12 protein-coding genes are annotated in these 12,536 nt (G+C 69.7%); 9 read left to right on the top strand and 3 right to left on the bottom strand.

Translation table 11 applies throughout. From position 1 onward, the window contains the following. Positions 1 to 19: 19 nt before the first annotated feature. Positions 20 to 448 (top strand): DoxX family protein, encoded by a 429-nt coding sequence (locus tag V5F63_RS05445; protein ID WP_394029937.1) that lies wholly within the window; start codon positions 20 to 22, stop codon positions 446 to 448. Positions 449 to 524: 76 nt separating this feature from the next. On the opposite strand, the gene V5F63_RS05450 is transcribed toward V5F63_RS05445, so the two are convergent. Beyond that, the gene (locus V5F63_RS05450) at positions 525 to 1,532 is read right to left on the bottom strand and encodes a polyprenyl synthetase family protein (RefSeq protein ID WP_209487993.1); all 1,008 of its coding nucleotides are present in this window, start codon (positions 1,530 to 1,532) and stop codon (positions 525 to 527) included. Positions 1,533 to 1,657: 125 nt separating this feature from the next. On the opposite strand from V5F63_RS05450, the gene V5F63_RS05455 reads away from it, so the two are divergent. The 7 genes from V5F63_RS05455 (at position 1,658) to V5F63_RS05485 (ending at position 9,344) form a co-directional block, all read left to right on the top strand. Beyond that, positions 1,658 to 1,885, top strand: a complete 228-nt coding sequence (locus tag V5F63_RS05455) for a putative signal transducing protein (protein ID WP_394029935.1) — start codon at positions 1,658 to 1,660, stop codon at positions 1,883 to 1,885. Continuing rightward, entirely contained in the window at positions 1,875 to 2,633 is a 759-nt protein-coding gene (locus V5F63_RS05460; protein WP_394102484.1) for a tRNA1(Val) (adenine(37)-N6)-methyltransferase, read from the top strand. The genes V5F63_RS05455 and V5F63_RS05460 overlap by 11 nt, the downstream gene beginning before the upstream one ends. Positions 2,634 to 2,750: 117 nt before the next feature. Then, positions 2,751 to 3,644: a S49 family peptidase gene (locus V5F63_RS05465; protein WP_394102485.1), complete on the top strand. Its 894-nt coding sequence runs from the start codon at positions 2,751 to 2,753 to the stop codon at positions 3,642 to 3,644. Positions 3,645 to 3,816: 172 nt separating this feature from the next. Continuing rightward, positions 3,817 to 5,481, top strand: a complete 1,665-nt coding sequence (locus tag V5F63_RS05470) for an NAD+ synthase (protein ID WP_394102486.1) — start codon at positions 3,817 to 3,819, stop codon at positions 5,479 to 5,481. A gap of 72 nt (positions 5,482 to 5,553) precedes the next feature. Continuing rightward, positions 5,554 to 6,138, top strand: coding sequence for a TetR/AcrR family transcriptional regulator (locus V5F63_RS05475; RefSeq protein ID WP_394102487.1), 585 nt, complete (start codon positions 5,554 to 5,556; stop codon positions 6,136 to 6,138). A gap of 17 nt (positions 6,139 to 6,155) precedes the next feature. Then, complete coding sequence (locus V5F63_RS05480) at positions 6,156 to 6,443, top strand: YciI family protein (protein WP_394029930.1); 288 nt, start codon at positions 6,156 to 6,158, stop codon at positions 6,441 to 6,443. 138 nt (positions 6,444 to 6,581) lie between these two features. Next, positions 6,582 to 9,344 carry a DUF2339 domain-containing protein gene (locus V5F63_RS05485; protein ID WP_394102488.1) on the top strand — a complete coding sequence of 921 codons (2,763 nt, stop codon included), beginning with the start codon at positions 6,582 to 6,584 and terminating at the stop codon, positions 9,342 to 9,344. Between the two features lie 3 nt (positions 9,345 to 9,347). Here V5F63_RS05485 and V5F63_RS05490 read toward each other — a convergent pair whose 3' ends face one another. After that, complete coding sequence (locus V5F63_RS05490) at positions 9,348 to 9,683, bottom strand: YnfA family protein (RefSeq protein ID WP_394029928.1); 336 nt, start codon at positions 9,681 to 9,683, stop codon at positions 9,348 to 9,350. A gap of 22 nt (positions 9,684 to 9,705) precedes the next feature. Further along, entirely contained in the window at positions 9,706 to 10,575 is an 870-nt protein-coding gene (locus tag V5F63_RS05495; RefSeq protein WP_394102489.1) for a 4-(cytidine 5'-diphospho)-2-C-methyl-D-erythritol kinase, read from the bottom strand. A 176-nt stretch (positions 10,576 to 10,751) separates the two neighbouring features. Here V5F63_RS05495 and V5F63_RS05500 point away from each other — a divergent pair, with 176 nt between their 5' ends. Further along, complete coding sequence (locus V5F63_RS05500; RefSeq protein ID WP_209488001.1) at positions 10,752 to 12,491, top strand: tetratricopeptide repeat protein; 1,740 nt, start codon at positions 10,752 to 10,754, stop codon at positions 12,489 to 12,491. Positions 12,492 to 12,536: the final 45 nt, after the last annotated feature.

Genomic DNA, 12,536 nt, shown 5'->3' on the forward strand with positions numbered 1-12,536 from the left:
TAAACCGGAGTTCACTCCCATGGTCGATACCCGCACCGCTCCCTACGGCCTCTTCATCCTCCGCCTCGCCCTCGGCATCATGTGGCTGTCGCACGGCCTGATGAAGATCTTCGTGTTCACCGTCCCCGGCTTCGCCGGCTTCCTCTCCAGCAAGATGGGTGTGCCCGGCGCCCTCGCCATTCCCTTCATCGCCATCGAGATCGTCGGCGGTCTCCTGCTCATCGGCGGCGTCTACGCCCGGCAGGTCGCCATCCTCCTGATCCCCGTGATGCTCGGCGCGCTCAGCTATCACCTGCCCAACGGCTGGGTGTTCTCCGCCCCGGGCGGCGGCTGGGAATATCCGGCTTTCCTCGTGGTGGGCCAGATCGTTCTGGCGCTGTCCGGTGAGGGCGCCTTCGCGGTGAAGCCCGCCGCGCTCCTGCCCAGCCGCCGCGCCGCGGTCGCCTGATCCAGGCCTGATCTTCAGGGCTCAACAAAAAGGCCGGCTCCGCAAGGGGCCGGCCTTTGTCATGCGATGTGCCGCGTCAGTGGGCGCGGGACAGGCAGAAGTCCACCGCCTCGATGAGCGCGGCCTTGGCCGGACCGGCCGGGAAGAGGGCGAGGGCGTCCTTGGCGATGGCGCCGTAGTGGCGCGCGCGCTCCACCGTGTCGGCGATAGCGCGATGCTTGGTCATGAGGCCGATGGCCTGATCCAGGTCCGCATCACCCGCCTCGCCATTCTCGAGGCAGCGCTGCCAGAAGGCGCGTTCCTTCTCGTCGCCGCGCCGGAAGGCGAGCAGCACCGGCAGGGTGATCTTCCCCTCCCGGAAATCGTCGCCCACGTTCTTGCCGAGCTTGGCCTGGGAGCCCCCGTAGTCGAGGGCGTCGTCCACCAGCTGGAAGGCGATGCCGAGGTTCATGCCATAGGAGCGGCAGGCCGCCTGCTCCGCCTTCGGCCGCTGGGCGAGCACCGCGCCCACCTCGCAGGCGGCGGCGAACAGCTCGGCGGTCTTGCCGCGGATGACGGCGAGGTAATCGTCCTCGGAGGTGGCGGTGTTCTTGGCGGCGGCGAGCTGCATCACCTCGCCCTCGGCGATCACGCAGGCGGCGGTGGAGAGGATGTCGAGGCAGGTCATGGAGCCCACCTCCACCATCATCTTGAACGCCTGCCCGAGCAGGAAATCGCCCACCAGAACGCTCGCCTCGTTGCCCCAGAGCTTGCGGGCGGCGAGCTTGCCGCGCCGCATGTCGCTCTCGTCCACCACGTCGTCATGGAGGAGGGTCGCGGTGTGCATGAACTCCACGGAGGCGGCGAGCTTCACATGGCCTTCGCCCCGATAGCCGGCGAGCGCGGCGCAGGCGAGCGTCAGCATGGGCCGCAGCCGCTTGCCGCCGGAGGAGATGAGGTGGTTCGCCACCTCGGGAATCATGGCCACGTCGGAACCCGTCCGCGCCAGGATCACGGCGTTGACGCGCTCCATGTCCGCCTTCACCAAGGCGACCAGCGCCTCGAGCGACGGCTCGTTAGGCTCGAACGGAAGGACGACGGCCAAGAAACGCTCCCGCTTGTCAATCTTTGGGGCGCACCATAGGGATGCGGACGGGTTCCGTGCAAGCTTTGGCAGATCGCCATCGGTTGCAGCGGGTGCGCCGGTCGCCGCAATCGGAGGTCTGTACGATGCAGGAGATGGTGCGGACCAACGATCTTGTGCTGCTCGGCGCCATCGAGGCGCTGCTGACGGCGGCCGATATCGGTCACATGGTCGCGGATGCCCACATGAGCGTCCTGGAAGGCTCCATCGGCGTTTTCCCCCGCCGCCTGCTGATCGTGGACGAGGATGTGCCGCGCGCCCGCCGCCTTTTGCAGGAAGCGGGATTCGGCGCGGCCCTGCGCGATGGCGACTGAGGCGAACCTGCTGTCCACAGACAGCGTGCTCGGCGGCAGGCTGACGTTGCGACAGATGGTTTCCGGCCATCGGGTTGGCCACGATGCCCTGCTCCTCGCCGCCTTCGCGCCGGCCGACCGCCGCGTCGTGGTGGATTTCGGGACGGGCGTGGGGAGCGCCGGCCTCGCCTTTCTCGCCCGCGTTCCGGACGCGCGCGCGACGCTGGTGGAGATCGACCCCGGCCTCGCCGCTCTGGCAGGCGAGAATGCTGCTCTGAACGGCTTCGGCGCCCGGGCGCGGGTGGTGACGGGGGATGTCGCGTCCCTTGCCCGGCCTTCCGGCCCGCCGCTGCCCGAATTGGGCGCGGCCGACCTCGTGCTCGCAAATCCCCCCTTCAATGCCGACGCCCGCCACCGCACGTCCCCCGACGCCGCCCGCGCCCGCGCGCACATGGCCGATGCCGACCTGCTCGCCGACTGGACCCGCGCCGCCGACCGCTGCCTTGGCGCGAAGGGGATGATCTGTCTCATCCATCGCCCCGAGGCGCTGGGGGACATTCTTGCGGTGTTGTCGCGGGGGTTCGGGGCAGTGGAGATTTTGCCTGTCTACCCCCGCGCGGAACGGCCGGCGGTGCGGCTGCTGGTGCGGGCGGTGAAGGGGCGGCGCACGCCGCCGTCGATCCTGCCCGGTCTTGTCCTTTCGGAGGCGGACGGAACACCGACGCCGCAGGCCGAGGCGGTGTTGCGGGACGGGGCCGCGCTCGGCTGAGGCGCTACAGGGCGCCATCCATTCCCGGGCCGTAGCGCCTTGAGGCGCCGGCCTTTGCCGCAACGTGGCGCCTTGAGGGCGCCGGCCTTTGCTTTTGCATGGCGCCTTGAGGGCGCCATGCGGAGTCCCTACATCTCGGGCATGGCCGAATTTCTTTCCTCCCTGTCGCGCCGCGCCCGCGGTCTCCTTCCCAGAAAATGGCGCTCGGATGCGCCCGTGGTGCCGGTGGTGCGGCTGTCCGGCGCCATCGGCATGGCCTCGCCCTTCTCGCGCAGCATGTCGCTCGCCAGCACGGCGCAGGCGCTGGAGAAGGCCTTCGCCATGAAGGAGGCGCCCGCCGTGGCGCTGCTCATCAATTCGCCGGGCGGCTCTCCGGTTCAGTCGCATCTCATCTTCCGCCGCATCCGCGCGCTGGCGGAGGAGAAGGAAAAGCACGTCTTCGCCTTCATCGAGGATGCGGCGGCCTCGGGTGGCTACATGATCGCCTGCGCCGCCGACGAGATCTTCGCCGATCCCTGCTCCATCGTCGGCTCCATCGGCGTGGTGACGGCGGGCTTCGGCTTCGACAAGGCCATCGAGAAGCTGGGCATCGAGCGGCGCGTCTACACCGCCGGCGAGCGGAAGGTGACGCTGGACCCCTTCCGTCCCACCCAGCCGGAGGACGTGGAGCGGCTCGACCAGTTGCTCAAGGAACTCCACACCGTATTCGCCGATCTCGTGAAATCGCGCCGCGGCGATGCGTTGACGGGCGATGACGAGACCCTGTTCTCCGGCGAGTTCTGGCTGGGGACGCAGGCCGCCGGCCTCGGTCTCGTGGACGGCCTCGGCGATGTGCGCGGCATCCTGAAGGCGCGCTACGGCACGGACGTGACGCTGAAGCTGGTGCAGGGCGCCACGGGCTTCCTGCTGAAGCGCCCCACGGGCTTTGCCGGAGCCCTCGCCCGGGAGGCGGCGCTGGGCGCCGCCGCGGCGGTGGAGGAACGTGCCATGTGGAGTCGGCTGGGGCTGTAGCGCGCCCGGGGGCCGGCATTCGCCCGCCGCATGATGTTTTCGTCCGGCTTGGGCTTGGCCGGCGTGGTCCGGATACCGGTGCGCGCGGCTCTATGCTGATTGATGAGGCAGAACGGGCGCTTGCTGGTTTCTTGCCCTTTCGCCTTATGCGAGGCGGGGCTACATCCCGCACATGACCGAACCCGCCGATACCCTCCGCATCGCCATCGCCCAGCTCAACCCCACCGTGGGCGATGTCTCCGGAAATCTCGCCATCGCCCGCCGCACGCGGGAGAGCGCGGGCGCGTCTGGGGCGGATCTCGTGGTCTTTCCCGAGCTGTTCATCGCCGGCTATCCGGCCGAGGATCTGGTTCTGAAGCCCGCCTTTCTCGCGGCCTGCCGGGAGGCCGTCGAGGCCCTCGCGGCGGAGACCGTCAGCGGCGCCGCCGTGCTCATCGGCGCGCCGTGGGTGGAGGGAGGGCTGCTCTACAATTCCGTGCTGCTGCTGGAAGGCGGCAAGGTCTCCGCCGTGCGGCACAAGGTGGACCTGCCAAATTACGGCGTGTTCGACGAGAAGCGCGTGTTCGCCGCTGGCCCGATGCCCGGTCCGATCCCGTTCAGGGGCGTGCGCCTCGGCGTGCCCGTCTGCGAGGACATCTGGGGGGCGGACGTGGTGGAATGCCTCGCCGAGACGGGTGCGGAAATCCTCATCGTGCCCAACGGTTCGCCCTATCGCCGCTCGGTCTATGCCGAGCGCGAGAACATCACGGTCGCCCGCGTGGTGGAAAGCAAGCTGCCGCTGCTCTACGTCAACCAGGTCGGCGGGCAGGACGAGCTGGTGTTCGACGGCGCCTCCTTCGTCCTCAACGCCGACCGTTTCCCCGCACTGCAGTTCCCGAGCTTTGTCGAGCGCGTGCGTGTCACCAGATGGCGGCGCTTCGAGGACGGCTGGCGTTGCGTCGGTGGCAATCTGGTCGAGCCCCTCCAGGGTGACGCGGCCGACTATGCCGCCTGCGTGCTCGGCCTCAGGGACTATGTGAACAAGAACGGTTTTCCGGGTGTGGTGCTGGGCCTCTCCGGCGGTATCGATTCCGCTTTGTGCGCGGCCATGGCGGTGGACGCCCTCGGGCCGGAGCGGGTGCGCTGCCTGATGCTGCCGTATCGCTTCACGTCGGAAGACAGCCTCAAGGACGCCGCCGCCGTGGCCGAGGCCCTGGGCGTGGGTTACGAGGTCGTGCCTATCGCCCCTGCGGTGGAGGGGTTGGAAGCGGTGCTGACGCCGCTGTTCGAGGGCACGACGCGCGACGTGACGGAGGAGAACCTGCAGGCCCGCGTGCGCGGGACGCTGCTCATGTCCGTCTCCAACAAGTTCGGCGCCATGGTGGTGACCACGGGCAACAAATCGGAGATGTCCACCGGCTACGCCACGCTTTATGGCGACATGAACGGCGGGTTCAACCCGATCAAGGACCTCTACAAGACGGAGGTCGTGCGCCTCGCCCGCCTGCGCAACAGCTGGAAACCGGCGGACGCGCTGGGCCCCGATGGCGTCGTCATTCCCGAGCGCGTCATCGAGAAGCCCCCAAGCGCCGAACTGCGCGAGGACCAGACGGACGAGGCGGCGCTGGCGCCCTACGGCGTGCTCGACACCGTCCTCGCCCGGCTGGTGGAGGGCGAAAGCCCGGTGGACGAGATCGTCGCCGACGGCTTCGATGCCGCCCTCGTCACCCGGATCGCGCGCCTGCTGGCCGGCGCCGAGTACAAGCGCCGTCAGGCCGCACCGGGCGTGAAGGTGACCGGCCGCAACTTCGGCCGCGACCGCCGCTATCCCATCACCAACCGCTTCCGCGAGGACTAGGCCCCTGGCACTTGACGCGCCTAGGTCAATCGTCCTAACTCTGAATTTAGGACATTTGACCTAAGGCTACTCATGGCCGCGACCGACACCCGCGCCGCCATCGTCGAGGCGGCGGACCGCCTCTTCTACGAGAACGGCTTCGCCTCTACCTCGTTCGCCGACATCGCCGCGGCGGTGAAGCTCTCGCGCGGCAATTTCTATTATCATTTCAAGAGCAAGGACGAGATCCTCGCAGCCGTGATCGCGCTGCGCCTGGAGCGGACCGAAACGCTCCTCGCGACGTGGGACGGGGAGGGGGAGGATGCCGAGGCGCGCATCCTCAGCTTCATCGGCATCCTCATCGCCAACCGCGTCAAGATCATGCGCTTCGGCTGTCCCGTGGGCACGCTGTGCAACGAGCTGGCGAAGCTCGATCATGCGGCGGGCGCCGACGCCGCGCGGCTCTTCGCCCTGTTCCGCAACTGGCTGGCCCGGCAGTTCCGCGACCTGGGGCACGGGGAGGCTGAGGCCGACCGCCTCGCCATGCATCTTCTCGCCCGCAGTCAGGGGGTGGCGACGCTCGCCAGTTCCATCGGCGATGAAGCCTTCATCGACGCCGAGGTTGCCGAGATGCGTGGCTTCGTTGCCGCCCATCGGCGTCCCGCCGCCCACGCCTGAACACACGAGGGGGAACCATGTTCATCGTCCTGCTGCGCTTCGCCGCCAACCGTGCCGCCGCCCCGCGCCTGATGGAGGGGCACAATGCGTGGCTCCGGAAAGGCTTCGAGGAGGGGCGCTTCCTGCTTGCGGGCGGTATCGAGCCGAAGGCCGGCGGCGCCATCCTCGCCACCGCCTCGTCCCGTGCCGAGGTGGAGGCGCGGGTGGCGGAAGATCCGTTCGTCGCCGAAGGCGTGGTGGCGGCCGAGATCATCGAGATTTCGCCGGGACGCACCGATCCGCGCCTCGCCTTCCTCGCCGCCTGAACGGTGGATGGAGGCGCCATCCTACCGCCTTCGTCCAGCCTGATTTTCTTTTTGCCATTTGCACTTAGCCGGAGGTGTCTAGCCACGGCGCGACGCTGCCGCTAGGCTTGCTCCGGGGTTGCAAGCGGGCTGGTCGCGATGGATGAGTGGGCGCTTCTCGTTCTGGTGGTTCTCGCCTTTCCGGTGATGGCCCTCGTTGGCTTCATCGTGGCGTTGCGCAGCCGGGGGCGCATCCGGGTGCTGGAGGCGCGGGTGGCGGCGCTGGAGGCCCATGCGGGGCTTGCGCCCGCAGCCCTTTCTCCGGCCCCTTCGCCGAACTGGACCCCCATGCCCCCGGCCGCCGGGCCGCAGATGAAGGAAAGTCCGCTGGCCCGTCTCGCGCGGCTGCCAGAGCCCCCCGCGCCGGTCGCGGAGGGCGGCGAGGCGCCGCCCGCGCTGCCGCAGCCCGCCCGAGAATCGGTTGAGCCGCCCGTCCCGCCCTCACGCCCCACCATCGACCCTGCCAAGCTCAAGGAGCGGCTGGCCGGCTTCGAGGAGAAGGTCGGCGCGCGATGGGCGGTGTGGGTCGGCGGCCTCGCTCTGGCGCTGGGTGGCGTCTTTCTCGTGCGCTTCGCGGTGGAGCAGGATCTGATCGGTCCCGGGCTGCGCGTCAGCCTCGGTCTGCTGCTCGCGCTGTTCCTGCTCGGTGCCGGCGAATGGTTGCGCCGGCGCGAGGGGAAGGACCCGGCCGCGCCCATCACCAGCCTGCGCGGGCTGGTGCCGGACGTGCCGAGCATTCTCACCGCTGCCGGGACCATGACCGCCTTCGGCAGCATCTTCGCGGCCTATGAGCTCTACCACCTCATTCCGCCGCAGGCCGCCTTCCTGCTGCTCGCCGCCACCGGCGTCGCCACCTTGCTGGCCGCGCTCCTGCACGGCCCGGCGTTGGGCGCGCTGGGCTTCGTCGGCGCCGCGCTGACGCCATTTCTCGTCACCACCAGCTCGCCGAACGCCTGGGGCGTGGCCCTGCTGATCGCGGTGGTGGGGACGAGCGCGATGGGTGTCGCGCGCATCCGCCGATGGCGGGGGCTCGCGCTCCTCGCCATCGCCGGCATGGTGGCCTGGGGTCTCACGCTGATTGCCTTCGAGGTGCCGCAGGCGGTGACGGCGTCCGGCGCGCTCGGCCTCGTGCTGCTGGTGCTCACCGCCGTGCTGCTCGCGCCGGGCCTCCTGTGGGGTCCGGAGGCGGGGGAGCGGCCGGAGCCGATCTCCATCCTCGGCGCGGTGGGCGCGCTCGCCGTGATGGCGGCTGCGGCGGTGGACGGACATGTCGCCGCCGGGCCGCTGGCGGTGTTCGTCGTTGGCGCCGTGGGCGTGCTCGCGCTCGCATGGCGGGTGCGTCCGATGACCTTCGCCACCTTCGCCGTGGCCCTGCTGGCGCCGGCCATCCTCACCCAATGGGTGTTCCCGCCCGATGCGGGATCCACTCTCGCTCCCGCCGGCCCCATGGCGGGCGCGGTGGCAGAGCCAGATCGTCTTTCCATCGGACATTTCATGGTCTTCGCCTTCGCCATGGGCGCGCTGATGCTATCCGCCGGCGCGCTCGGCGCCTTGCGGGGCGGGCGCAGCCGCACCGTGCTCGGCTGGGCGGTGACGGCAACGGTCGGCCCGGTGCTGATGCTCATCGCCGCCTATGCGCGCCTCACCGAGCTGGAGCGCAGCCTGCCCTTTGCCGCGCTCGCGCTGGCGCTGGCCTTGCTCTTCACCCTTGGCGCCGAGCGGCTGCTGAACGCCGCGCGCACCCATGCCGCCACCGTGTTCGCGGCGGCCGGCGTCGTGAGCCTGGCGCTGGCGCTCACCTTCGCGCTGGAGAAGGGCTGGCTCACGGTGAGCCTCGCGCTCGCGGCCTGCGGCGTCGCCTGGGTCTCCACCATCCGGCCGCTGCCGGGCTTGCGGCAGTTCTCGGCGATGCTCGGCGTCGTGGTGCTCTCGCGCATCGCCTGGCTGCCCACCATCGCCGTCGAGCCGGGCCAGACGCCCATCTTCAACTGGCTGCTGTGGGGCTATGGCGTGCCGACCCTCGCCTTCGCCGGGGCGGCCTGGTTCCTCGCCAGGGGGAAGGACGACTGGGCGCGGCGGGTGCATGAGTGCCTTGCCCTCATCTTCGCCATGTTGCTGGCGGCCACCGAGGTGCGCCATCTCGCCCATGGCGGCGATATCTATGCGGTCGGCACGCGGCTGTTCGAAACCGGTCTGCTGGCAGTGGTCTACGGCGCCTACGCCGTGGGCCTGTCGCGCCTCGCCAATGTCACCGGACGCGGCTTCTACCGGCTGTTCTCGGATATCGTCGCGGCCGCGGCGACCGTCTGCGCCCTCAACGGCCTCATCGAGACCAATCCGTTCGCGACGGAGGAGGCGGTTGGCGGGCCGGTGTTCAACGACCTTCTCATCGCCTACGCGCTCCCGGCCGGCCTCGCGGTCGCCTTCGCCGCGACCCAGCCCGCGACCCGTCCGCGGGTGCGGACCGTGGCACGGGTGATCGCCGGCGTGCTGGCCTTCGCTTATGTCACGCTGGAGGTCAGCCGCCTGTTCCAGGGGCCGGTTCTGTCCGGCGACGCCATCTCCTCCGCCGAATGGTATGCGTGGTCGGCGGCGTGGCTGGTGTTCGGCATGGTGCTGCTGGCCCTCGGCCTGTGGCGCGGCTCGCGCGCGCTGCGCCTCGCCTCGGCGGCGGTGATGGTGGCCACCGTGCTGAAGGTCTTCCTCTCCGACATGGCGGATCTGGAGGGCGTCCTGCGCGCGGTCTCCTTCATTGGGCTCGGGCTGGTGCTGGTGGCCATGGGCTGGGTCTACCAGCGCCTGTTGGCACGGGAGAAAAGCGCGTCGGCGCCGGGTACAGCCCCGCCGCCCGATCCGGCCTGAGGATCACCCGCGCGGACCGAACACGATCAGCGCCGCCCCGGCGAGGCAGAGCAGGGCACCGGCTGCGTCCCAGCGGTCCGGCCGGACGCCCTCGACGCTCCACAGCCACGCCAGAGACGCGATGATGTAGATGCCGCCATAGGCGGCGAAGGCGCGGCCCGCCGCCTCCGCCTCCACGAAAGTCAAGGCGTAGGCGAAGGCCGCGAGGCTCGCGAGCCCCGCAAGCAGCCAGAGCGGCGTCACGCCGTGGCGGACCACCTGCCAGAAGGCGAAGCAGCCGGCGATCTCGCACAGGGCCGCCACCACAAACGCGACGAGGGTCGGCAGCGGCAAGGCCATGGCATTCACCTCTCCGGATTCATCACCGCAGGATGGTGGACTTCACCCACCAGCCGGGTTCTTGCGCAAGCACCCGCCGTGCCAGCGCAGCGGCAGCGCGGCAGTCATCCGTGAGCGCGAACACGGTGGCGCCCGAACCGGACATGCGCACCAGCCGCGCTTCCGGCTGGGCGGAGAGGGTGTCGATCACCTGGGCGATCTGGGGCGCCACCGCCACGGCCGGAGGCTCCAGATCATTGGGCACTGCGGCGATGGCGGCGATGAGCGGGCCGCGATCCCCCGGCAGAACGGCGGGCAGCGCCGGCCCCTCGAACACCGCGCCCGGCGCAAGGCCTAGCTGGCGGAAGACGGAGGCGGTAGGCACCGCCACCCCGCAATTCACCAGCACCGCGGCGAGCGGCGGCAAGGCGAGGGGCGGGGAGAGCAGATCGCCCACCCCTTCCATCAGCCGCGCGCGCGGATCGAGGCACACCGGAACGTCCGAGCCCGTGGCCCGGGCTGCGGCGAACAGGCGCGGATCGTCGTTGGCGAGGCCGTTGAGCCGGGCCAGCAGCCGCAGCGCGGCGGCCGCATCGGACGAGCCGCCGCCGAGCCCCGCCGCCACCGGGAGCCGCTTTTCCAGCAGGAAGGCGCCGAGCCGGGCCCCAGGCACCTCGGCGGCGAAGGCGCGGGCCGCGCGCAGCACCAGATTGTCGGCATCCGGCCCCGCCGCGGCTGCGGTGCGCCCTTTGACGGCGAGCGAAAGCGTGGCGTCAGGCGAGAGCGAGAGGAGGTCGGCGGCGCCGGAAAAGGCCACCAGACTCGCGAGATCGTGAAACCCATCCGTGCGCCGCCGGACGATGCGCAAGGTCAGGTTGATCTTCGCCGGGGCGCGCGTGCGCAAGGTTTCCATGGCCGGCTTATGCCGCGCCGCACACGCCGCCGCAACCTGCCCCCGCGAACACCGGCGGTTCATGACTCCTACGTAACTTGCGGTGCCACAGGAAAGCCGCCATCCTCACGCCATCTCGCCCCGCTTGGATTTCGCGTTCATCGCCCGCAGGGCCCGGCTTTCAGGACAGATCATCGGTGACGACAAGACGCCCCACCTTCTCCGCGGCCCTGGCGGCCGGCCTTGCTGCGGTGCTCACTCTGTCGCCGGGCCTCGCCCGGGCCGAGGCCGTGCCTGATTTCGACACCTCGCTCGCGGGAAATTACCTCGCCGCGCGTCTGGCGAGCACGGAGCGCGACCAGGACGCGGCGGTCGTCTACCTCCGCAACCTGATGAAGCTCGACGCGCGCAACGAGGAGATCCTGGAGCGGACTTTCTTCGCGATGCTCATGGACGGCCAGATCGACGACGCGATGAAGCTCGCCGACCGGCTGGTGAAGATCGACCGCACCCATCGTGTCGCCCGCCTCGCGCTCGCCGTGCGCTCCATCAAGAAAGCCCATTACCAGACCGCCCGCACCAACCTCGCTCTGTCGGTGCGCGGCCCCATCGGCGATCTCACCGCCACGCTGCTGGCGGCCTGGACGTTCTTCGGCTCCGGCAACACCAAAGGCGCGGTGGAACTGATCGACCGGCTGGAGGGGCCGGACTGGTACGCGCCCATGAAGGAGCTGCACGCCGGCCTCATCCTCGACGCCGCCGGGCAGAAGAAGGAGGCCGGGCGGCGGCTGGAAGCGGCCATGAAGGCCGATCCCGGCTCCTTGCGCGCCATTGATGCCTATGCCCGCTGGGCCTCGCGCAACGACAATACCGAGGCGGCGCTCGCGGCCTATGCCGCGTTCGACAAGCAGTTGCCGAACCACCCCATCGTGCTCGCGGCCATCAAGGAACTGAAGGCCGGCAAGCAGCTGCCGCCGCTGGTGAAGACGGCGCAGGAGGGCTCGTCCGAGGTGCTCTACGGCCTCGGCGCGACGCTCGGCCGGCAGGGCGGCGAGGACCTCGCGCTCGTCTATCTCCAGCTCGCCATCTGGCTCTATCCCGAGCACCCGTTCGCCAGCCTGACGCTCGCCGATCTCTACGAGCAGCTGAAGCAGCCGGCGAAGGCCATCGAAGTCTATGAGACCGTCCCGGATTCCTCGCCCCTGAAGCGCAACGCGCAGGTGCAGCTGGCGGTCAACCTCGACGCGACCGACCATTACAAGGAGGCCCGCGCGCAGCTGGACAAGATGATCGCGGCCGATCCCAAGGACATCGAGGCCATCATCGCGCTCGGCAAGATCCAGCAGACGCGCAAGATGTTCTCCGAGTGCGCGGACACCTATTCCAAGGCGATCGCCCTTATCCCCCAGCCCACGCGCGGAAACTGGGCGCTGTTCTACTTCCGCGGCGTCTGCAACGAGCGCTCGAAGAACTGGCCGGCCGCCGAGGCGGACCTGAAGAAGGCGCTGGAGCTCAATCCCGACCAGCCCCACGTGCTGAACTATCTCGGCTATTCGTGGGTGGACCAGGGCATCAACCTGGACCAGGGCCTGGACATGATCCGCAAGGCGGTGAAGCTGCGGCCCGACGACGGCCCCATCGTGGACAGCCTGGGCTGGGCCTATTACCGGCTCGGCCGCTATGATGACGCCGTGGTGCAGCTGGAGCGCGCCATCGAGCTGATGCCGCAGGACCCGGTCATCAACGACCATCTCGGTGACGCCTATTGGAAGGTGGGCCGCAGGCTTGAGGCCGGCTTCCAGTGGAACCACGCTCGCGACCTGAAGCCCGATCCCGACGACCTCGCCAAGATCGTGCAGAAGATCGACAAGGGCCTCGATTCGGTTGACCAGCCGGCACCGGTCCGCAAGGCCGAAGAGCAGCAGAAGGGCGGCTGAGGCCGCCTCAAGCGCCCGAAAGCTGCACAACCAAGCCCCGGCCCA

It is taken from the genome of Xanthobacter wiegelii, assembly GCF_043193855.2.
Taxonomy (GTDB): domain Bacteria; phylum Pseudomonadota; class Alphaproteobacteria; order Rhizobiales; family Xanthobacteraceae; genus Xanthobacter; species Xanthobacter flavus_A.

Excerpts from the sequence above, each read along its gene's own strand:
- V5F63_RS05445 (WP_394029937.1), top strand. The coding sequence starts at position 20 with ATGGTCGATACCCGCACCGCTCCCTACGGCCTCTTCATCCTCCGCCTC.
- V5F63_RS05455 (WP_394029935.1), top strand. The coding sequence starts at position 1,658 with ATGCAGGAGATGGTGCGGACCAACGATCTTGTGCTGCTCGGCGCCATC.
- V5F63_RS05460 (WP_394102484.1), top strand. The coding sequence starts at position 1,875 with ATGGCGACTGAGGCGAACCTGCTGTCCACAGACAGCGTGCTCGGCGGC.
- V5F63_RS05465 (WP_394102485.1), top strand. The coding sequence starts at position 2,751 with ATGCGGAGTCCCTACATCTCGGGCATGGCCGAATTTCTTTCCTCCCTG.
- V5F63_RS05470 (WP_394102486.1), top strand. The coding sequence starts at position 3,817 with ATGACCGAACCCGCCGATACCCTCCGCATCGCCATCGCCCAGCTCAAC.
- V5F63_RS05475 (WP_394102487.1), top strand. The coding sequence starts at position 5,554 with ATGGCCGCGACCGACACCCGCGCCGCCATCGTCGAGGCGGCGGACCGC.
- V5F63_RS05480 (WP_394029930.1), top strand. The coding sequence starts at position 6,156 with ATGTTCATCGTCCTGCTGCGCTTCGCCGCCAACCGTGCCGCCGCCCCG.
- V5F63_RS05485 (WP_394102488.1), top strand. The coding sequence starts at position 6,582 with ATGGATGAGTGGGCGCTTCTCGTTCTGGTGGTTCTCGCCTTTCCGGTG.
- V5F63_RS05490 (WP_394029928.1), bottom strand. The coding sequence starts at position 9,683 with ATGGCCTTGCCGCTGCCGACCCTCGTCGCGTTTGTGGTGGCGGCCCTG.
- V5F63_RS05495 (WP_394102489.1), bottom strand. The coding sequence starts at position 10,575 with ATGGAAACCTTGCGCACGCGCGCCCCGGCGAAGATCAACCTGACCTTG.